The following is a 21,384-nucleotide window of genomic DNA, read 5'->3' as shown; positions in this document are numbered from 1 at the left end:
AAACCCCACAATTTCTCCTTAATTCGAATATATTTCAAATAATTTCCTACCTATGAAGCACTGTTATAAATTGTCATCCAGGTATAGCTTAATGTTATGATAAGCAGGATTCGTAGCGGAGCGACGACACTGGTGCAAATTTCCCATAAGACCTTTCGAAATATCGGGTTAATAGGACGTCCTGATAAATCGTCGGTGGTTGAAACCTTATGCCTTATTCACGATCATCTTCTCAATTTAGGCCTACACCCAGTTTTTGATGCAGCGACAGCTGAACTTGTTCCCTATCAAAATACCCAAACCGTCAGTCGTGCCTTATTGGGTGAGGTGGTGGATCTGGTGATTGTCGTGGGCGGTGACGGCTCGCTATTACATGCAGCACGCGCCTTGGTCAAGTACAATACCCCGGTGATCGGGGTTAACCGTGGTCGTCTAGGGTTTTTAACGGATATCAAGCCGACCGAAGTGATCTTCAAGCTGGATCAGGTATTAAAAGGTGACTTTCAGACTGAGCGACGTTTTTTACTCGAAGTTGAAATTCGCTCCAAAGGTGAAGTGATTTACGATGCCATTGCTCTAAATGATGTGGTGCTACATTCAGGGAAATCGGTACATATGATCGATTTTGAACTGAATATTGATGGACAATATGTCTATCGTCAGCACAGCGATGGCCTGATAGTCTCTACGCCGACTGGTTCTACGGCTTATGCGCTTTCTGGTGGTGGCCCGATTGTACATCCAAGTATGGATGCGATTGCCTTGGTACCGATGCATCCGCATACCTTGTCTTCACGCCCGATTGTGGTCGGTGGACATAGTGAAATTAAATTACTGATTCGTGAAAATCGCGTACTGCCGATGGTTAGTGCGGATGGACAACACAGTGTGTCTTTGAATGTGGGTGATAGCCTCCATATTCGCAAGCATCCCTTTAAACTGAATCTTCTGCATCCACCGGGTTATGACTTTTATAATGCCTGTCGAACCAAACTGGGGTGGAATCAGGACTTTGATTATTTTAAGCAGGATTAAATCATGAATATTGAACAAATGCTTGCCGTACTCAATCCTGAGATTGTTGAACGCCTAAGAACAGCAGTCGAAATTGGAAAGTGGCCAAACGGTGTAGCCTTGACACCAGAACAACGTCAGACCTGTATGCAGGCAGTGTATGCCTGGGAAATGAAAAACCTGCCTGAAAATGAGCGCAGCGGTTATATCGATCGCGGTACTAAAGAAGAGGGTGAAGAGTGTGATGATGATCATCACAAGAATGAACCTGAATTCAAGCCGATTCGTTTTGTTTAAGGCTTAATTCCCAGCCAATAGCAATACAATTAAAAAAAGCATTGTTCATTCACTGAACAATGCTTTTTTCTTTTGCACAAGATTAAACCGTGTGGCGATTCGCCCATAAGATTTTGGCTTTTTGCATCGCAGCTTCAAAGCTGTCACACACGCCCATGGTATATAGCGCAATGCCCATAGTTTCTATCACTGCAATCTCGCCATAATCATGGCTTTGCTGACCGTCCCAGACAGCCTTAAATAGCGCCAGATCCAGTTCTTCTTCAATTGGACTGCGGTTGTCAGTGAGCTTTGGCAATTCATGCTCATAGAGCAGGCCATCTTTAATGCCACAGATGAGCGTTTTGGCATCCGGATTACGCTCGAATTCGCCCCCTTCACCTTTAATCACGGCACTATTTTTATAGCCCAAGCGGAAAGCTGCTTGCTGATGCGAACCACGATATGCTGGATGGAAAATGGCTTGCAGGGTCGCTTTGGCATTAAAGGGATTGATCAGACGCGCCAGGGTATGAATTGGGGAGCGTAAGCCCATGACATTACGCAGCGCAATCAAGTCTGCAAGAATCGGAGAAATTACTTCTAACGGTATGTAAGCAAAATGCTGTTGTAGAAGTTGCTGTTCAACCTCGGCATCATTTTGACAGATTGGATAGCCTAAGTAAGTCAGCACCTCTTCGGTGTAAACGCGGTTCATGGTATGGCCCGAGGCACCATGCATCACAATATTATAACCATGCTTGGCCAGTGTCAGGGCTGCCAGAATAAACCATGGATAATGCTTGCGCTTGCCCGCATATGAAGACCAGTCCAGATCGACATCCAGTTTTTTGAAACTCAGCTGGTCACGTGTCGCCTGTACAAAACCCGCCAACTCATCTACAGATTCTTCCTTGACCCGCAATAACATCAAGAATGCACCTAACTGCACATCCAGCACTTCATTTTTCAAAATCATACTGAAGGCTTGATAGGCTTCATCATAGCTGAGGGAGCGGGCGCCATTTTTCCCTTTACCCACAATGCGTACATATTGGGCAAAGGGATGTTCGAAATCTTTATAAATATTTCTTTTGGTATTCATAACTTTTTACAGCTTGCAGAAAATATTAATGTCAAGGGAGATGATGGAAATCCATAAACCTTTCAGTATACGTAAAACAATCAGTTAAATCTGATTATCGACTAATGTCTAATCTATTCTGATTAAAACATAAGCAACTGCCTAATAAGTTATGCGCATTTAGTCTGAATATTCGGTAAAATTTAGGCAATTTTTAGAGTCTGTTTAATTTTTCTTAATCTCTTTCTCCCATTTAATACTTTGGTCTGATACTTGAGTGTCAGATTCAATGCATGGCTGATTATCATTTTGAACATTCTCTTGAGCCTATTGAGACTTGATCAAGTTCATTCGAGAAGGGATGAATAGGTCAGTGTATTCCTCAAAATGGTCTTTCTTATTTTTGATATCGTTCAAGTAGATTTATTATGGCGAAACAACCAATCTATAAGTCACTGTATTTTCAAGTGATTGTGGCCATTATTGCAGGTATTCTGGTCGGGCATTTTTCGCCTAGTGGTACGCAAATTATCAATGGCGTAGAACAACATGTCCCTGGCTTGGGCGAACAGCTCAAACCGCTTGGTGATGCATTTATCCGTCTGATTAAAATGATCATCGCGCCTGTGATTTTCTGTACCGTGGTGAGCGGTATTGCGGGTATGGAAAGCATGAAATCAGTCGGTAAGACTGGTGGTGTGGCTTTACTTTACTTCGAGATCGTATCTACGATTGCTTTGGTCATCGGTCTGGTCGTGATTAACATTGTGAAGCCTGGTGTGGGCATGAACGTTGATCCTGCTTCACTGGATACCAGTGGCATTAGTAAATATGTCGCTTCAGGTGAGTCACAATCGACTATCGACTTCCTGATGAACATCATTCCAAATACGGTTGTGGGCGCATTTGCAGAAGGCGAAATCCTGCAAGTTCTATTGTTCGCGATCATTTTTGGTTTTGCACTGCATAAGCTAGGTGATCAAGGCAAGCCAGTCCTGAAACTCATCGACCAGATTTCACATGTGTTCTTCAATATCGTGAATATGATCATGAAACTTGCTCCAATTGGTGCATTTGGTGCGATGGCATTTACAATTGGTAAATATGGTATTGGTTCTCTTGCTCAGCTGGCACAGTTGATCATTTGTTTCTATGTTACCTGCGTACTGTTTATTTTCATCGTATTAGGCTCAATTGCGCGTTTCGCAGGGTTCAGCATCATGAAGATGATCCGCCTGATTCGCGAAGAACTTCTGATTGTACTGGGGACGTCATCTTCAGAATCAGTACTGCCACGTATGTTGAAGAAACTGGAACTTGCCGGTGCAGAGAAGTCGGTGGTAGGTCTGGTGATTCCAACTGGTTATTCATTTAACCTGGATGGTACGTCGATTTACTTGACGATGGCTGCAATCTTTATTGCGCAAGCAACCAATACGCAACTTGACTTGTCTCATCAAATTACCCTGCTTCTGGTACTTCTGATCTCATCTAAGGGTGCGGCAGGCGTGACTGGTTCAGGCTTTATTGTGATGGCGGCAACTTTGGCTGCTGTAGGGAATATTCCTGTTGCAGGTCTGGCATTGATTCTCGGTATCGATCGTTTCATGTCTGAAGCTCGTGCCTTGACCAATCTGGTCGGTAACTCTTTGGCGACTTTAGTGGTTGCGAAATGGGTGGGCCAGTTAGATATGGACAAGCTGAACTATGCTTTAGCAAATCCTGCAGAAATTGACGAAAAAATGGCACAAGAAGGCAATAACGCTCACTAATTTTGAGTCTGTCTTTCATGTCTAAAAGGGAAGCTTCGGCTTCCCTTTTTTATTGACTATGAAGTTAGTAAAAAGATGAATGCCGGCACATGACAGGGAGCAGGAAAGTCGATAGTCTGTGAAAAGGAAACTAAAATGATAAACAACAAGGACAATAGAATGCTTGCCTACGATGCCGATCTAGAATTATTCCGCGATAATTTTAAACGCTTTATGAACGAACATGTCGCACCGTACTACGACCAGTGGGAACGTGAAGGTCTGATGCCGCGTTCAGTCTGGAATGCACTCGGTGAAAATGGCTTCTTGTGTGTCGATGTTCCAGAAGAATATGGTGGCTATGGGGTGCCGACCGATTATTCCTTGATGCTGATCGAAGAATCTGCACGTGCCGGATACAGTGCCATTGCCACAGGTCTGTCTTGTCATTCCGATATTGCAGCACCGTATATCCTGCATATTGGTACTGAAGAACAGAAAAAATACTGGTTACCAAAAATGGTCACCGGTGAAGTGGTCGGTGCGATTGGCATGACCGAGCCAGGTGCAGGTTCAGATTTGCAAGCCATGCGTACTAGTGCCATCTTGCAGGATGAATATTATCTGTTAAATGGCTCAAAAACCTTCATTTCCAATGGTCAGCATGCTGACTTAGTGGTGCTTGCCGTCAAAACCGATCCGCAAGCCCGTGCCAAAGGCGTTTCATTGTTGCTGGTCGATACCCATCTGGAAGGCTTTAAAAAAGGCACCAATTTGGACAAGATTGGTCTGCATGCTCAGGATACGTCTGAACTGTTCTTCGACAATGTCAAAGTGCCAAAGGAGCAATTACTGGGTCAGCCGGGACAGGGATTTGCTTACCTGATGCAGGAATTGCCGCGTGAGCGTACCGCCATTGCTGCCACCGCTCTAGGCGCCATTCGTGGCTCGATCGATGTGACCACACAATATGTGAAAGAGCGTCAGGCTTTTGGTCAGGCGATCGGTCAATTCCAGAATACTCGTTTTGTGTTGGCGCAAGCGAAAATTGATGAATTGGCAACTGCAGCATTTTATAACCAGAATCTTGAGCTTTATATGCAAGGGAAGCTGGATGTAGAAACTGCAGCGGCATTGAAAAGTTTTTCTACCGATATGCAGATGAAAATCGCGGACAATCTCCTGCAATTATTTGGGGGTTATGGCTATATGACTGAATATCCAATTTCACGTTTCTTCGTTGATGCGCGGATTCAGCGGATTTATGGTGGTACTAATGAAATCATGAAAGAGATAGTGGCCCGCGGTCTGTTAGGACGTTAATAGCTCACTCATAAAAAAAGAGTCCCGAAGGACTCTTTTTTTATAGGGGGAGAACATAGCCAAGATGGGAAATATTTTTTAAGACTTTATGATTTTAAGACATCCAAACATTCATGAATAAAAATGGGTAAATCATTGGGTAGACGCGATGAAATCAACTGATTATTGTCATTCACCAGTTCTGCATCATAATACGTTCCACCGGCACGTTGTACGCGACTGGCATGCGCGCGAATACTGGTAATAATTCGATTTTTCAGCACATCTGCTTCACACAGTAATAATGATACATCACATAAACTAAAGATGGTTTTCTTGGCTTGATTAAAAGCCTGGATAAATTGCAGCACCCGCATATCGGTAGATAAAGAAACTGCAGATTCACCGCCAGGAATCAGCAAGGCATCAAAATCATCAATACTGATTTGTTCGATGTCCCGGTCAATCGTCACTGCAGAACAGCCATGCAGACCATAGACCACTTTTCCTGCATTAAACTCAATATTACAGATGCTATGCTTTGCTTCCAGCAAGGCTGCAACGGGTTCAAGATATTCCTGATCTTCAAAATTATTCGTCAAAAGTACAGCTATTCTTTTTGGCATGACTGACACCCAAACGCTTGTTTTAAGTTAGACTATCTATGATTGGTTAAAAAATCGTCTCTGCTTTGTAATTGAGTAGTGATTTAATGTAAAAAAATAAGTGAAATCAAAGAGAAGTCGATAAAAATGGGATTGCAGAGTGTGCATTTTATTGTGAAATCTATCTTAGATATGAATGGTTCAAAAATGACGTTTGCAAAGCAATTATTTTAATTTTCTTATGCTTAAAACCGCTATATAGATTAAGAAATAGTGATATTTCATCTTCCTTAAAATCAGTTAATATAGACAGGCAAAGTTTACAATTTAATAATGTAAATCAAGCAGAAAAGCTGAAGTAAATGTTACCAGATATGACTAAAAGCGATAAACGGTTAAAATCAACTGTATGTTTTTAAGACTTAATCTACCAATGTCATATTGCGTAACCTTTGAAAGCTCACTATTGTTATACTGAACAGATAAGGTTTATGAAGGGCGACAGAACAATGATCAACGACGATCAAAACACCACGACTTCTCTTGATTTGGTAAAAATTCGTGAAGATATCGATTCTGTTGATCAGCAAATTCAGCAATTGATTAACCGTCGGGCACGTTTGGCTGAAGCTGTGGCAAAAGCAAAGTTTGCCTCAGAAGAGAATCCGCTGTTTTACCGTCCAGAACGTGAAGCTCAGGTTTTGCGTAATGTCATGGAACGTAATGAAGGGCCATTGTCTGATACCACCATAGCACGTCTGTTCCGTGAAATCATGTCGGCCTGTCTGGCACTTGAAGCTCCGCAAAGCATTGCTTTCCTTGGCCCAGTCGGGACTTATACCCATTCTGCGGTACTCAAGCACTTTGGTCATGATGCTGTGGTTCGTCCTTTACCGACCATTGATGAAGTTTTCCGTGATGTGGAAGCGGGCAGTGCCCATTATGGTCTGGTACCGGTAGAAAATTCCTCTGAAGGCGTGGTCAACCATACGTTGGACTGTTTCAAAACCTCGAACCTGAATGTGATTGGCGAAGTTGAATTACCGATTCACCATCAGTTCCTGATTTCTGAAAATACCCGTAAAGACAGCATCAAACAGATTTATGCGCATCAGCAGACTTTGGCACAGTGCCGTAAGTGGCTGGATGCGCATTATCCAGGTGTGGAACGTGTCGCTTTAAGTTCCAATGCGGAAGCAGCACGCCGTATTCGTAATGAATGGCATTCTGCTGCAATTGCCTCTGAAATTGCTGCGAGCATTTATGATCTCGAAATCATGCACAGCAATATTGAGGACAATCCGGAAAATACCACACGCTTCCTGGTGATTGGCCGTGAAAAAGTGCCACAAAGTGGTAATGACAAGACTTCATTACTAATCTCAGCACATGATCGTGCCGGGGCTTTGCTGGAAATTCTGGCGCCGTTTGCCAAGCACAATATCAGTCTGACCAGCATTGAAACCCGTCCTGCACTTCCTGAAAAATGGGCTTATGTGTTCTTCATTGATTTTGAAGGCCATATTGAGCAGGAACACGTGAAAGCAGCCATTGAAGAAATTCGTCCTTTGGTGAAAGAAGTTCGCGTGCTTGGTTCATATCCTGCAGCTGTACTTTAAGTCAGCTATCCGTGGTCAGGGCGAGGGTGCTGACCACTGTTTTATACTTAAAATTGGTAGTCTAAAATGTCGTTTGTTCCAGCCAATTCAGGCATCTCAAAATTAAAGCCATATCAACCGGGTAAGCCAATCAGTGAACTTGAGCGCGAGTTGGGTCTTACCGATATCGTCAAACTGGCTTCAAATGAAAACCCGCTGGGTTGTTCAGATAAAGTCAAAGAAGCGGTCGCTGCGGAAATTGCTGAAATTGGCCGTTATCCAGATGGTGGTGGTTTTATCCTGAAAGATCAGATCAAAACCCAGTTTGGTTTTAATCACGATCAGATTACCTTGGGGAATGGTTCAAACGACTTACTGGAAATGTTTGCCCGCGCATTCGTTTCAGAAAATGATTCGGTGGTGTATAGCCAGCATGCCTTTGCAGTTTATGCATTGGTGACTCAAGCCATTAATGCACAAGCGATCGAAGTACCAGCAAAAGGCTTCTCGCATGACTTGGAAGCAATGGCGGCTGCCATTCAGGACAATACCAAACTCGTCTTCATTGCAAACCCGAACAACCCAACTGGAACTTGGTTCGAAGAAGCTGAATTTGAAGCTTTCATGCAAAAAGTTCCTGCCAATGTGATTGTGGTTCTGGATGAAGCCTATGTGGAATATTTCCCGGAAAACTTCAACAGCTTGAAATTCCTTGCGCAATATCCAAACCTGATCGTTAGCCGTACTTTGTCGAAGTGTTATGGTTTGGCTGCACTACGTGTTGGTTTTGCTCTGGCTTCAGTTGAAGTGACAGATTACCTGAACCGTATTCGTCAACCATTTAATGTCAACCATTTAGCGATGGTCGCTGCGGTGGCTGCACTGAAAGATGAAGACTTTATCGCGCGTTCTCGTGAAGTGAATAAAGCCGGTATGGCGCAACTTGAAGCTGGCTTTAAGGCTTTGGGTCTTAATTATGTGCCTTCACGTGCCAACTTTATCTTGGTAGATGTACAGGCAGACCCATCAGCAACCTTCAATGGTCTGCTCAAGCAAGGGGTGATTGTGCGTCCGGTCGGTATTTCTAATCACATTCGGGTATCGATTGGTACTGAAGCAGAAAATGCGAAATTCTTGAGCGCATTGGCTAAAGTACTCGGTTTAGAGGCAAAAGCTTAAACCATGTCGCAGCCACTGTTTGAAAAAGTTGCATTTATCGGGCTTGGACTGATTGGTTCAAGTCTGGCGCGTGTCATTCGAGCCGAGCATTTGGCCAATGACATTGTTGCATCGACACGTTCACAAAAGACTTTGGAAGATGCTAAATCTCTTGGCCTGATTTCCGAAGGCTATGCCGATCCTGTAGAGGCGGTCAAAGGCGCTGATCTGGTGGTACTGGCATTGCCGGTACGTGCCACGCAAAAGGTGCTGGAAGCTATCAAGCCTTATTTATCTGCCAATACCATTATTACTGATGTGGGTAGTACCAAAGGTAATGTGGTCGATGCAGCGAAAGCGGTTTTTGGCGATGAACTGCCTGAAGGTTTTGTACCGGGCCATCCGATTGCAGGTGCCGAGCATACCGGGGTGCATGCAGGTAAAGTTGATTTATTTGCCAATCACAAGGTGATCTTGACGCCACTGCCAAGCAGTGCAGACTGGGCCGTCGATAAACTGATTCAGCTGTGGCAAGCGGCGAAAGCCGAAGTGATTTGTATGGATGTCGACAAGCACGATGAAGTGCTGGCGCATACCAGTCATCTTCCGCATCTCATGGCATTCAACTTGGTTGAGCAATTGGCCAAGCGTGAAGACAATTTAGATATATTTCGTTATGCTGCCGGTGGCTTCCGGGATTTCTCGCGAATTGCCGCTAGCGATCCACAAATGTGGCATGACATCTTTTTTGCCAACAAAAAAGCAGTTCTGAATGCTGTTGATGGCTTTGAACAGCAGCTCGCGATTATTCGCAAATTGATTGAAGATGAAGATTCCCACGCATTGATGGGCTTATTGGGTCATGCGCAGGCAGCTCGCCAGCATTTCAACCATATGCTCGCCAAGAAACCTTTCATGGAGAAAAATAAAGTGACACAACAATTTACCATTCAGCCGGGTGCCAAGAAATTTCAGGGTAAATTTACCGTGCCAGGTGACAAATCTGTGTCACATCGCTCGATCATGTTTGGTGCGATTGCAGAAGGTACCACACATGTGACCGGCTTTTTGGAAGGTGAGGATGCTCTAGCGACACTGCAAGCTTTCCGTGATATGGGAGTCAGCATTGAAGGCCCTAAAAATGGTGAAGTCACCATTCATGGTGTTGGCATGCAAGGCTTAAAAGCGCCGCAGTCTGCCATTTATATGGGCAACTCAGGCACTTCAATGCGTTTGCTGTCGGGTATGCTAGCAGCACAGAAATTTGATTCAGTCATGACTGGTGACGCATCTTTATCCAAGCGTCCAATGGAGCGTATTGCCAAGCCTTTACGTGAAATGGGTGCGCAAATTCAGACCACTGGTGAGCGAGGTACGCCACCTGTATCCATCACCGGCAACCAAAACCTGAAAGGGATTCAGTACGATTTGCCAATGGCCTCTGCTCAGGTGAAATCAGGGATTTTACTTGCAGGTCTATGGGCAGAAGGTGAAACTTCGGTGACTGAACCAGAACCAACACGCGACCATACTGAACGTATGCTACGTGCCTTTGGTTATGAAGTGAAAACCGAAGGTAATCGAATTTCACTGCAAGGTGGCGGAAAGCTGGTTGGAACCAATATTCAGGTGCCTTCAGATATTTCTTCTGCTGCTTTCTTTATGGTCGGTGCGGCCATTACTGAAAACTCGGATGTGACCCTTGAAGCAGTTGGCATTAACCCGACCCGTACTGGTGTGATTGAAATCCTCAAGCAAATGGGGGCGGACATTACAGTTGAAAACGAGCGTATTGCAGGCGGTGAACCGATTGCCGATATTCGTATCCGTGGTACACGTACCTTAAAAGGCATTCATATGCCGGAAGATCAGGTGCCATTGGCAATTGATGAATTCCCGGCGCTATTCATTGCGGCTGCATGTGCCGAAGGTCAAACCATCCTGACCGGTGCTGCCGAGCTTCGCGTAAAAGAATCGGATCGTATTCAAGTGATGGCCGACGGTCTTCAAACCATGGGCATCGACTGTACCCCAACGGACGATGGCATCATCATTGAAGGTAAGGGCAAGTCTGGTGACTGGTCGCCAATCTTTACGGGTGGTGAAATTGAATCGCATCACGATCACCGTATCGCGATGAGTTTTTCGATTGCCGGTTTGCGTAATTCGGAGCAGATCAAGATTGTCGGTACTGAAACGGTCGCAACCAGTTTCCCGACCTTCACAGAATTGACCTCAATCGCAGGATTGCCAATTCAAGTATCAGAATAATTTTTAAAATTATGTGAAACAGCCAAGCTTTTGCTTGGCTGTTTTGTTTATATTGCTTATGCTAAACCCATATAAGAAAAAAGCCATTTGGAAGTAGCGATGCGAAAATTAAAATTCATGGCCAATACTCAGAGCCAAACACCACGGGATGGTCAGGAAACCCAGGAATATGTAGCACATTTACTTGCCGAAAAATTAGGCAAATATGGTTTTCAGACCTTAAGCCAAAGTGGAGCTCAGGTTGCCGTCAGCGTGGAAGACCATGCGCTGCCTTTATCTGTGAGTTGCGAAACCAGAGATAAACAAGGGCATCTGGTCTGTGAAATTGCCTCATATCCTGAAGAAGAGCAGGACTGGCTGGATCGTATCACTGAAAGAAGTTTGCTTAATCAGCTTGCACAAGCAGTGGAAACCTCTCTAAAAGAGCAGGAAAGCTTTAGCGAGTTTGAATGGAAGAGCTAATTCAACAGAATCAATCAGCTTTGCCTACACTGCAAAGTCAACGCTTGATCCTGAATTGTTTTAAATCAGCCGATGCCGAAGAAGCTTATGTTTCAATTACGCCGAGTTTGACACGTTTTATGGCGTGGGATGCACCAGAATCTGAAAAGGAATTTGCAACAGTCTGGAAAAATTGGCTGGAAAATATGACCGATCATAAAGAATATGTATTTGTTATCCGTCATATTGAAACACAAGAATTTATTGGACTATGTGGTTTGCATCGACTTGATGATGAAATACCTGAAGTCGGTATTTGGATCCGTGAAACTGCGCATGGTCATCATTATGGACATGAAGTAGTGCATTGTGTTGTGGCCTATGCTTTCAATACATTAGGGCTTCAAGTCTTAAGCTATCCGGTAGCAGAAGAGAACTGGGCTAGCCGTAAAATTGCAGACCGCTTGGGCGGAAAAATTATCCGTTACATCGATAAGCCTAAATATCGGGCTGTGATGTATGAAATTTTTGCAGACGGTTTTGTCTTTTAATAAAAAAACCCATCATCTGATGGGTTTTTTTATTTAGCCAAGCGCTAAGTACCGGGTCATTGCGATCCGCAATTGCTTTAAATAGCCGGTAAAGAAATGGTTGGCACCAGGCAATATAGTCACTAAATGGCGTTGTGGCTTTGCCCATTCAATAATATCTGAGAGCAAAGTTACTTCATCGGCTTCGCCATGAATGAACAGAATGTCGCCTTTAATGGCGGGCGTCACATAATGACGAATACCAGCCACTGTTGCAGTCGGCAGACCACATAAAATGGTTTGCTTTGGTTGCAATTCTACCGGTAAGGCTGCATAACTTTTTGCCATGACATGCGCACCAAAACTAAAACCGCCTGCATAAAAAGGCAGGGCAATATGCTGGTTGCGAGCGAACCGAATGAGTTCTAATACATCATCCGTTTCACCGAAGCCCTCGTCGTGTATACCTTCACTTTGACCAGAACCACGGAAACTTGGACGATACACAATACAGCCACGCTCCAAATACATTTGTGCCAGTAAAACCGGGACCTTATGTTGTGGTGTACCGCCTTGCAATGGATGGGGGTGACAAACTACCGCGAATCCTTTCACTTCACCCTGAGGATAATCCACAAAAACTTCAATCTGACCCGCAGGCCCTTGAAGAAAAATTTGCTCGGGCATATAAAAACCGATGATTAACAGGAGAATCGTGCATTTTAACGATTATGGTGAATAAAAACATGAATTGGAATTAAAATAAGCAGACTGATATAGTTTAATTAATCATTTTTTGACCAGGTTGCCATGCTCGCTTTAATTTCTCCAGCCAAAACTCTCGATTACGATACTCCATTACCGACTGACCAATTTACTCAAGCGAGATTATTAGAACATTCACAGGACTTGATCAAAGTTTGTCGCACACTTTCTGCAACAGAAATTTCCAGCTTAATGAGTGTCAGTGAAAAGATTGCCAGTTTAAATACCGCACGTTTTAATGACTGGCAGCCAGATTTTAATTTAGCCAATGCCCGTCAGGCGATTTTTGCATTTAAAGGCGATGTCTATACAGGTCTGGATGCTTATAGTTTGAAACATGAGGATCTGCACTATGCACAAGACCGTTTACGCATGTTGTCTGGATTATATGGACTCTTACGTCCCTTGGATTTGATGATGCCGTACCGTCTGGAAATGGGAACCAAATTGGCCAATTCCCGCGGGCATAACCTATATGACTTCTGGGCACATCACATTACTGATCTGATTAATCAGGATCTAGCAGCAGCAAATTCTGAAATCCTGGTGAATATCGCCTCTGATGAATATTACAAATCAGTCAACGAGTGCAAAATTCAGGCAGACATTATCAAGCCGGTATTTCTGGATCAGAAAAATGGCAAATATAAAGTGATTAGTTTCTATGCCAAAAAAGCACGCGGTCTCATGGCGCGTTTTATGATTGAAAATAAAATTGATCGTATAGAGGGGCTAAAAGCTTTTAATACTGATGGCTATTATTTTGATGCAGACAGTTCACTCAAAGGAGAACTGGTGTTTAAGCGTGATGAACAACTGAGTGCATAAATGAGATGATTCCCAGTATCCAGTATGAGGATATGTATGCCGGATATTGGGATGTCTTTATCATGGTTAGGTTCTTAAATAGTGTTCAACGATTTGACTCTATGATGAGTGAAGTGTGGATGAACTGCATAATGAAAACTTCAAGATAATTAAAAATAAAAATATCGCCAAAAGCTTTGAAATCCCTCGCAAAATCTCCTTTATTTAGATCATTTTATTCTAAAAATTAAAGTTGAGCATTCTTGGAAAAGGAAGATAAAATAAATCGAAATAAGTTCTATTGAATAGGTTAGATTTCATTTATCTACATATTTTAATGTTGAATAAACTTCTTTTAGATATTTTGAAAAATATATTAAATTCAATTATTTAGTTTTTGTTTAAAAGAATTTTTAATAGTGTCGATTTTTTGAAAAAAGAATTATAAATTAATTAAGTATTAATAAATAAAACGACATAAAATTAATATTTAGAGGATGAATAAATGCCTTCTATCGGGTTAAATGTAAACTATGTCACAAGTTTGTTAGGTTTTTTGTTAACATAATTGCATAGTGTTACAAAGCAGCATAATAAAAATGAAAATATATGCTATCCCTGTTTTTGCCTTAATGATCAGTTTATTAGGATTTTGTGTCCATAAACAGTCCGAAATCAGAAAATATGAAAAGATCCGTCATGTCTTGAACGATGGACGTGATTCAAGCAAATTGCTGGAATCCAATCGACATCGACATTAAGCAGGTTGTACTATCTTCCTCCCGCCAATTGGGTCGAATTAATAAAATTAAATCAATAATAAATATAATAAAATTTTTTAAATATTCATCTTGAATATATTAATTTCTAATAAAGTGTAAAATCAAATAAGCAATAAGAAATCAATGTGTTATAATTTGCCAACGATCAGGATGAAGCAGAATTCATCTTGTGAAGCATTTGATTTAAATCAAGAAAATAAAGCTGCATAAAAGTTATGCAGCTTTTTTGTTTAGATTTTTTTGGGTTTTTATAGCATAGCCCCGGGGCTGTAAGCTGTTCCAACATTTTAACCCGTCAAATGGCTATGCTGGCATATTCGTTGCTAACACATCCTTAAAATTGATGAATTTTTTTATAAAGTTTCATTTATTTGACGGCTTGCTTAAAGCATTAAGTTTACTCAATAGGGGCTAGGTCATGACGACTCCTAATCCATCTTCAGAAAGTATGCTTGAACGTCTGTTTAAACTGAGTGAAAACAAAACCAGTTTCCGTACAGAAGTTCTTGCCGGTGTAACTACATTCTTAACGATGTGTTACATCATTATTGTCAACCCAATGATTTTGTCCGAAACGGGGATGGATCATGGGGCTGTCTTTGTAGCAACCTGTCTTGCAGCCGCGATTGGCTGTTTAGTCATGGGCTTGATTGCAAATTATCCAATTGCACTTGCACCAGGCATGGGCTTGAATGCCTTCTTTACCTATTCCGTATGTTTGGGAATGGGTGTGCCTTGGCAAACAGCACTTGGGGCTGTGTTTATCTCGGGTCTTGTGTTTATTGCGATCAGCATGTTCAAAATCCGTGAAGCCATTGTCAATGCGATTCCAATGTCGCTGAAACTGGCCATCGGTGGTGGTATTGGCTTATTCCTGGCGCTGATTGCTTTGAAAAATGCCGGCCTGATTGTCGATAATCCCGCTACGTTGGTAGGTTTGGGTGATTTAAAGCAACCATCGGTTTTGCTTGCATTATTTGGTTTCCTTCTAGTCGTTGTAATGCATCACTTTAAAGTGCGTGGTGCGATCATCATCAGTATTTTGGTGTTAACCGGTATTTCAGCAGCATTGGGGCTGAGTGAGTTTAAAGGTGTGGTTGGCGCAGTGCCATCGATTGCACCAACATTTATGCAAATGAGCTTTGAAGGTCTGTTCACTGCCAGCTTAATCGGGGTGATTTTTGTCTTCTTCCTGGTCGATTTGTTCGACTCAACCGGTACGCTGGTTGGTGTTTCACACCGTGCAGGCTTGTTGAAAGATGGCAAACTGCCACGCTTAAAGAAAGCATTATTTGCTGATTCTTCTGCAATTGTTGCAGGTGCAGCTTTAGGTACCTCATCGACTACACCATACATTGAATCTTCTGCGGGCGTAGCAGCCGGTGGCCGTACAGGTCTAACTGCTGTTGTAGTCGGATTGCTGTTTGTTGCCTGTTTATTCCTTGCACCATTGGCACAGTCTGTACCAAGCTTTGCAACCGCACCAGCGCTGTTATTTGTCGGTGTCTTAATGATTCAAGGTATCGTGCATATTGACTGGGAAGATATTACAGAAGCAGTCCCTGCATTTTTAACCATTGTATTTATGCCATTTACCTATTCGATTGCGGATGGTATTGCGATGGGCTTCATTAGCTATGCACTGATCAAATTGTTAACCGGTAAGGCATCAACTGTACCGTATATGGTCTGGATTATTGCAGTACTATGGACGCTTAAATTCGCACTATTTGGCGGCTAATTTTTCTAGATTTGGAAAGGGTGTAAACTCAGTTTGCACCCTTTTTTTATTATTTTAGGTTTCATGAGGAGAAGCGATGAACCGTCTTGAGTTGATTCGAGCTTTGCCAAAAGCTGAGCTTCATGTTCATATTGAGGGCACTTTTGAGCCTGAGCTAATGTTTGCGATCGCTCAGCGTAATAAAATTGCCATCCCGTATAAATCTGTTGAAGAAGTTAAACAGGCGTATAACTTTCATAATCTTCAGTCGTTCCTGGATATTTATTATGCTGGTGCAGCTGTATTGATTCATGAACAGGATTTTTATGATCTGGCTTGGGCGTATTTTGAAAAATGTGCTGAAGACCGGGTCGTGCATACTGAAATGTTCTTTGATCCACAAACCCATACCGACCGTGGCGTTGCTTTTTCAACCGTGATCAACGGCTTGCAAAAAGCCTGTGATGATGCCAAAGCTAAACTTGGCATCAGTTCACATCTGATTATGTGTTTCTTGCGTCATTTAAGTGAAGAGGCTGCTTTTGCAACACTGGAACAGGCCTTACCTTATAAAGACCAGATTATTGCGGTCGGTCTGGATTCAAGTGAAGTCGGGCATCCACCTTCAAAGTTTGAACGTGTCTTTGCTAAAGCGCGTGAAGCAGGTTTCTTGGTTGTAGCACATGCAGGTGAGGAAGGTCCGGCAGCTTATGTCTGGGAAGCTTTAGATTTGCTGAAAGTGAATCGTATTGATCATGGGGTGCGTTCGGAAGAAGATCCGGAGTTAATGCAGCGCCTGATCGCAGAAAAGATGCCACTGACAGTTTGCCCATTGTCAAACCTGAAACTCTGCGTCGTGGATGATATGCAGCAGCATAATATCCGTCGCCTCTTGCAACAAGGCGTGCACGTTACAGTCAATTCAGATGATCCATCTTATTTTGGTGGTTATATGAATGACAATTTTATTGCCATTGCTGAAGCACTGGATTTAAGCAATGAGGAACTCAAGCAGTTGGCCATTAACTCATTTGAAGCCTCTTTTATTACCGATACTGAAAAAGAGCAATGGATCAACCAGATCCGTGCCCTGGTTTAAGTTTTTAAATAAAAGGCAGGGTTCGCTCTGCCTTTGTTTTTATAGATGGATATGAAATTGAAAAATATAATTCTGCTCATCAGTAGCGTGTTGATATCTGCTTGCTCAAATGCGGATATGACTTTGACACAGCGTACTTTAAAACCCGTGATTGAATACCAATGTGCAAAAGAATTGAAAGCATCTAAATTCTGGACTGCCTCGACCTATTTTATGCAGGACAAAAATAAAGCTGAACTTGAACAGAATGTCTGTTCATGTGTAGGTGAGCATTCACTCAAGGATATTCCGGCAAGCACTTTACTGAAAGCGACTCTGGATGAAGAAGTAAAGTCAAAACTCACGCAACAGGCTATTGCAAACAGTCTGAAAGGCTGCATGACCGAGTTCTTAAAATAAAATCAGCTTTGCAATGAAAGCTGATTGAGTGTGGTTTTGCAGATTACTTTTTAGAAGATTTGGATTGTCGGGTCATGCTGTTGAGTACATGATCTTTATCGATAAAATGATGTTTCAGTGCTGCGAAAATATGTCCAACTAAAAGTAAGCCAACTGCCCAGGAAAGCCAGATATGCAGGGGTTTTACGATCGCGGTTACAGCCGGATTTTCTGCAATCAGTGCCGGCAGGTTAAATAAATATAGCACTGGTGCTGGATAGCCCAGACTCCAGCTATATAAACAGCCGGTGACAGGTAGAGCAATCAGCATAAAATACAAAGCCAGATGACCTGCATGTGCCAAAGTTTTCATCCGGGGTGACATAGTGTCCGGTAGTTCAGGGGCAGGATGGGTATAACGCCAGAAAATTCGCACAACCAACAGGAAAATAATGGTGGTGGCGATATTTTTATGCAGGGTGATGACATCGCCTTTAAAGCTGCCATCGACCTCATAACTTAAAAAATTCCCACTATAAAAACCAATCAGCCAGGCCGCAATAAAGATAACTGCCATGATCCAGTGCAACCATTGTGCCGTGCGCGTGTAATATTGTACTTTTTCCATGTGATTTTCGATTGCCCTCAAAGATGGATGCACCTTAGCAAAGGGCGAATCAGCCCAGCAATTCCAAATCTGCAACGCTATGATGGCTTTCATGCAACATCCATTGAAATGGCTGGGTGCAGATTAAACATTCAGGATGATTTATAGATTTCTTATTCAGGTGAATTTCGGCACAATAGCGTCACGCTTCATATATGAATAAACAAGGAACAGATCTGTGAAAAAATTATTGGCTGCACTTGCTCCGCTTACTTTGGTTTTATCGGCTTGTGCAACAACAGGCAGCCCTGAAACGCAAACCACGACTCAACAGCTGGGTGGGGCTGCGCTTAAAATCGCGATCAATGCAAAATGTACGACTGAGCTGAATAATATTCCAGCATGGCAAACAGCTACACGTCTAATGACTACGACCCAAAAGCAGAATATCCAGACTGAAATTTGTGGCTGTGTCAGTGAAAAAGCGCCACAAAGTGTAACAGCGGTAGATTTGGCGACTGCAGCAATTGACCCGGCAGCACGTGCGACGATTGTCGGCAATGTGGTTGCAAAAACCATTAACGCTTGTGTGGCTGAAGCTGTAAACTAAGCCAAGATTAAATTGAAATAGGCTGACTGGTTCAGCCTATTTTTTATGGAAAAATAGACATGAAGATTGCTGGTGTAGATGAAGCAGGGCGTGGGCCATTAGTCGGTTCAGTCGTCGCTGCGGCAGTTATTTTGGATCCGAACAACCCGGTTGAGGGTTTAAATGATTCTAAAAAACTCACTGAAAAGAAGCGTGAAAAACTTTTTATCGAGATTCAGGAAAAAGCGCTGGCATGGGCCATTGCTGAGGCTTCTGCGGCAGAGATTGATGAACATAATATTTTGCAAGCTTCTTTGCTGGCCATGCGCCGTGCTGTAGAAGCTTTGCCAGTTCAGCCTGAGCATGTATTGGTCGATGGCAACAAGATTCCACAGGGCCTTGCTATGAGCTGTGATGCCGTGGTGGGTGGTGATGCACTGCATGCTGAAATTTCAGCAGCCAGTATTCTGGCGAAAGTAACCCGTGATCATCAGATGATCGAGATGGACCAGAAGCATCCGCAATTTGGCTTTGCCAAGCACAAGGGTTATCCGACCAAGGCACATTTTGAAGCGATTGCCTTACATGGCGTGATTGATGAGCATCGTCGCAGTTTTGGGCCGGTAAAAAAGGTGATTGCAGCATTACAGCAGGGTGCAGAACTTTAAGTTTTATTTTAAATTATCTAAGTATTTAATATTTTTGTATAAAATTTAGACAAATTTAAAGCGGCTCAAAAGCCGCTTTATTCTTCGCACAAACATTAACGGTTAAAGTTATTTTGTGTCTGGCTGTCATCTTCATAAGAAGGTTGGTAATCTTGATCGATATGTTGAAGATGTTCATGCATTGCACGTTCATGCTGGATACGCTGGTAAATCTCTTCACGGTGCACAGAGACTTCTTTCGGAGCATTTACCCCGATACGAACCTGGTTACCTTTTACACCAAGCACAGTCACACTGACTTGATCACCAATCATTAAAGTTTCCCCGACGCGTCGAGTCAGAATCAGCATGTTTTTCTCCTTGCAAAATGCAAAACCTGCAATCTATTGAATGTAAAACAAAAAGCACAACCAAAAATTACAAAATAAGATCTGGATAGAAATTCTGTCATCTGGGTGAAAGATTTTAATCTATCTCAGCTGGTTAAAAATCCTCAGGCTTAATATAACAGAGCCACTATAAAAAAAACTATAGTGGCTCTGCATTTTTGTAGACTTTTATAAAATACTGTCAAACAATGACAATATTCTATCTTAACGCTTAAGCACGTGCGCTAGATTCGCCTTGTTCACGGTCTAAACCGAATGCGGTATGCAATGAACGAACCGCAAGTTCAAGATAATTTTCTTCAATGATCACAGAAATCTTGATTTCAGACGTCGAGATCATCAGGATGTTAATACCTTCATCTGCCAATGCTGTAAACATTTTGCTCGCTACACCGGCATGTGAACGCATACCGACACCTACGATCGATACTTTTACGATATCTGAACGGGTCGCAACTTCACGTGCACCAATTTCTTGAGCAGTTGCTTCAAGAATAGCTTTGGCTTTATTTAATTCGCCACGGTTCACAGTAAAAGTGAAATCAGTTGTACCATCTTCTTCAACGTTCTGGATAATCATATCCACTTCAACATTGGCATCACCAATCGGGCACAAAATTTTAGAAGCAATACCTGGTTCGTCAGGCACGCCTAAAATAGTTAATTTTGCTTCGTCACGGTTAAATGCGATACCGGAGATAATTGGCTGTTCCATATTGTCTTCCAATTCAGTCGTAATAAGTGTACCAACGTTTTGCTTAAACTCTTCGTCGAATGCGCCATCGTTGTCATTGTCGAAACTTGATAATACGCGTAAAGGCACCTGGTATTTACCAGCAAATTCAACTGAACGAATTTGCAGGACTTTAGAACCGAGTGACGCCATCTCAAGCATTTCTTCAAATGAAATACGATCAACTTTTTTTGCTTTTGGTGCAACACGTGGATCGGTGGTATATACACCGTCAACGTCGGTATAAATTTGGCATTCATCTGCTTTGAGTGCGGCAGCAATTGCAACACCTGAAGTATCAGAACCGCCACGCCCTAAAGTAGTGGTATTGCCATGTTCATCAAAACCCTGGAAACCGGCAACGACAAGTACGCGGCCTGCATCCAGATTTGAGTTCAGGACTTCAGTATCAATGGATTCGATACGTGCCTTATTGAATGAGCTGTCGGTTTTCATGCCAACCTGGCGACCTGTTAGTGATTTTGCTTCAACTCCAATTGAGTTCAGCGCCATTGCTAACATAGAAATCGTAACCTGTTCACCCGTAGATACCATTTGGTCTAGTTCACGTGGGTCAGGGGTTTCGGTAATGGCCTTCGCTAAAGCAAGTAGACGATTGGTTTCGCCACTCATTGCTGATACCACTACCACTACCTTGTGGCCGTGGTCATGCCAGCGCTTTACACGACGAGCAACATTTAAAATGCGCTCGGGAGTACCCATAGAGGTACCGCCATATTTTTGAACGATTAATGCCATAGTTGTTCCATATAAGCCATGACCCTGATGTACCTATCAGGGTCAGTTACACAAAATT

At 42.8% G+C, this 21,384-nt stretch carries 21 protein-coding genes; 15 read left to right on the top strand and 6 right to left on the bottom strand.

Annotated elements, in window-relative coordinates:
* Positions 1–96 precede the first annotated feature (96 nt).
* Positions 97–1,035, top strand: a complete 939-nt coding sequence (locus FTV42_RS10870; protein WP_180038752.1) for an NAD(+) kinase — start codon at positions 97–99, stop codon at positions 1,033–1,035.
* Positions 1,036–1,038: 3 nt separating this feature from the next.
* Complete coding sequence (locus tag FTV42_RS10865) at positions 1,039–1,311, top strand: YeaC family protein (RefSeq protein ID WP_004278992.1); 273 nt, start codon at positions 1,039–1,041, stop codon at positions 1,309–1,311.
* Between the two features lie 82 nt (positions 1,312–1,393).
* Here FTV42_RS10865 and FTV42_RS10860 read toward each other — a convergent pair whose 3' ends face one another.
* A complete protein-coding gene (locus FTV42_RS10860; RefSeq protein ID WP_180038751.1) occupies positions 1,394–2,395 on the bottom strand; it encodes a glycosyl transferase family protein in 1,002 nt (333 codons plus the stop codon).
* 407 nt (positions 2,396–2,802) lie between these two features.
* Between FTV42_RS10860 and FTV42_RS10855 the strand changes: the two genes are divergently transcribed.
* Together FTV42_RS10855 and FTV42_RS10850 are read left to right on the top strand one after the other, a co-directional pair.
* Positions 2,803–4,146: a dicarboxylate/amino acid:cation symporter gene (locus FTV42_RS10855; RefSeq protein WP_071851695.1), complete on the top strand. Its 1,344-nt coding sequence runs from the start codon at positions 2,803–2,805 to the stop codon at positions 4,144–4,146.
* Positions 4,147–4,305: 159 nt separating this feature from the next.
* The gene (locus FTV42_RS10850; protein WP_004278989.1) at positions 4,306–5,448 is read left to right on the top strand and encodes an acyl-CoA dehydrogenase family protein; all 1,143 of its coding nucleotides are present in this window, start codon (positions 4,306–4,308) and stop codon (positions 5,446–5,448) included.
* Between the two features lie 86 nt (positions 5,449–5,534).
* Here the strand turns inward: FTV42_RS10850 and FTV42_RS10845 are convergent, their stop codons facing one another.
* Positions 5,535–6,053 carry a DJ-1/PfpI family protein gene (locus FTV42_RS10845; protein ID WP_180038750.1) on the bottom strand — a complete coding sequence of 173 codons (519 nt, stop codon included), beginning with the start codon at positions 6,051–6,053 and terminating at the stop codon, positions 5,535–5,537.
* A 488-nt stretch (positions 6,054–6,541) separates the two neighbouring features.
* On the opposite strand from FTV42_RS10845, the gene pheA reads away from it, so the two are divergent.
* The 5 genes from pheA to FTV42_RS10820 all read left to right on the top strand — a co-directional run bounded on the left by pheA (position 6,542) and on the right by FTV42_RS10820 (position 12,051).
* Positions 6,542–7,651 (top strand): prephenate dehydratase, encoded by a 1,110-nt coding sequence (pheA, locus tag FTV42_RS10840; protein ID WP_180038749.1) that lies wholly within the window; start codon positions 6,542–6,544, stop codon positions 7,649–7,651.
* A 66-nt stretch (positions 7,652–7,717) separates the two neighbouring features.
* A complete protein-coding gene (gene hisC, locus FTV42_RS10835) occupies positions 7,718–8,809 on the top strand; it encodes a histidinol-phosphate transaminase (protein ID WP_004645569.1) in 1,092 nt (363 codons plus the stop codon).
* Between the two features lie 3 nt (positions 8,810–8,812).
* Positions 8,813–11,059: a bifunctional prephenate dehydrogenase/3-phosphoshikimate 1-carboxyvinyltransferase gene (locus FTV42_RS10830; RefSeq protein ID WP_180038748.1), complete on the top strand. Its 2,247-nt coding sequence runs from the start codon at positions 8,813–8,815 to the stop codon at positions 11,057–11,059.
* A gap of 99 nt (positions 11,060–11,158) precedes the next feature.
* Positions 11,159–11,521 (top strand): hypothetical protein, encoded by a 363-nt coding sequence (locus FTV42_RS10825; protein ID WP_180038747.1) that lies wholly within the window; start codon positions 11,159–11,161, stop codon positions 11,519–11,521.
* Positions 11,509–12,051 carry a GNAT family N-acetyltransferase gene (locus tag FTV42_RS10820; protein ID WP_180038746.1) on the top strand — a complete coding sequence of 181 codons (543 nt, stop codon included), beginning with the start codon at positions 11,509–11,511 and terminating at the stop codon, positions 12,049–12,051. Before FTV42_RS10825 ends, FTV42_RS10820 begins: the two co-directional genes overlap by 13 nt.
* A 33-nt stretch (positions 12,052–12,084) precedes the next feature.
* Here the strand turns inward: FTV42_RS10820 and FTV42_RS10815 are convergent, their stop codons facing one another.
* Entirely contained in the window at positions 12,085–12,717 is a 633-nt protein-coding gene (locus tag FTV42_RS10815) for an alpha/beta hydrolase (RefSeq protein ID WP_180038745.1), read from the bottom strand.
* A 123-nt stretch (positions 12,718–12,840) separates the two neighbouring features.
* On the opposite strand from FTV42_RS10815, the gene yaaA reads away from it, so the two are divergent.
* The 4 genes from yaaA to FTV42_RS10795 all read left to right on the top strand — a co-directional run bounded on the left by yaaA (position 12,841) and on the right by FTV42_RS10795 (position 17,602).
* Positions 12,841–13,623, top strand: a complete 783-nt coding sequence (gene yaaA / locus FTV42_RS10810) for a peroxide stress protein YaaA (protein WP_180038744.1) — start codon at positions 12,841–12,843, stop codon at positions 13,621–13,623.
* Between the two features lie 1,179 nt (positions 13,624–14,802).
* A complete protein-coding gene (locus tag FTV42_RS10805) occupies positions 14,803–16,125 on the top strand; it encodes an NCS2 family permease (protein WP_180038743.1) in 1,323 nt (440 codons plus the stop codon).
* Between the two features lie 76 nt (positions 16,126–16,201).
* The gene (locus FTV42_RS10800) at positions 16,202–17,203 is read left to right on the top strand and encodes an adenosine deaminase (RefSeq protein ID WP_180038742.1); all 1,002 of its coding nucleotides are present in this window, start codon (positions 16,202–16,204) and stop codon (positions 17,201–17,203) included.
* Between the two features lie 45 nt (positions 17,204–17,248).
* Positions 17,249–17,602: a hypothetical protein gene (locus tag FTV42_RS10795; RefSeq protein ID WP_180038741.1), complete on the top strand. Its 354-nt coding sequence runs from the start codon at positions 17,249–17,251 to the stop codon at positions 17,600–17,602.
* A 43-nt stretch (positions 17,603–17,645) separates the two neighbouring features.
* Here FTV42_RS10795 and FTV42_RS10790 read toward each other — a convergent pair whose 3' ends face one another.
* Positions 17,646–18,209 carry a cytochrome b gene (locus FTV42_RS10790; protein WP_026055720.1) on the bottom strand — a complete coding sequence of 188 codons (564 nt, stop codon included), beginning with the start codon at positions 18,207–18,209 and terminating at the stop codon, positions 17,646–17,648.
* A 217-nt stretch (positions 18,210–18,426) separates the two neighbouring features.
* Here FTV42_RS10790 and FTV42_RS10785 point away from each other — a divergent pair, with 217 nt between their 5' ends.
* Positions 18,427–18,798 carry a hypothetical protein gene (locus FTV42_RS10785; protein ID WP_004278974.1) on the top strand — a complete coding sequence of 124 codons (372 nt, stop codon included), beginning with the start codon at positions 18,427–18,429 and terminating at the stop codon, positions 18,796–18,798.
* Between the two features lie 59 nt (positions 18,799–18,857).
* Positions 18,858–19,445: a ribonuclease HII gene (gene rnhB / locus FTV42_RS10780; RefSeq protein ID WP_180038740.1), complete on the top strand. Its 588-nt coding sequence runs from the start codon at positions 18,858–18,860 to the stop codon at positions 19,443–19,445.
* A gap of 95 nt (positions 19,446–19,540) precedes the next feature.
* Here rnhB and csrA read toward each other — a convergent pair whose 3' ends face one another.
* Positions 19,541–19,795: a carbon storage regulator CsrA gene (csrA, locus tag FTV42_RS10775; protein ID WP_004278972.1), complete on the bottom strand. Its 255-nt coding sequence runs from the start codon at positions 19,793–19,795 to the stop codon at positions 19,541–19,543.
* A gap of 250 nt (positions 19,796–20,045) precedes the next feature.
* Entirely contained in the window at positions 20,046–21,326 is a 1,281-nt protein-coding gene (locus FTV42_RS10770; RefSeq protein WP_004278971.1) for an aspartate kinase, read from the bottom strand.
* Positions 21,327–21,384: the final 58 nt, after the last annotated feature.

It is taken from the genome of Acinetobacter sp. YH16052 (assembly GCF_013417155.1).
Taxonomy (GTDB): Bacteria; Pseudomonadota; Gammaproteobacteria; order Pseudomonadales; family Moraxellaceae; genus Acinetobacter.
The sequence above is the reverse complement of the archived record's forward strand: the minus strand, read 5'-3'. Positions and strand labels throughout refer to the sequence as shown.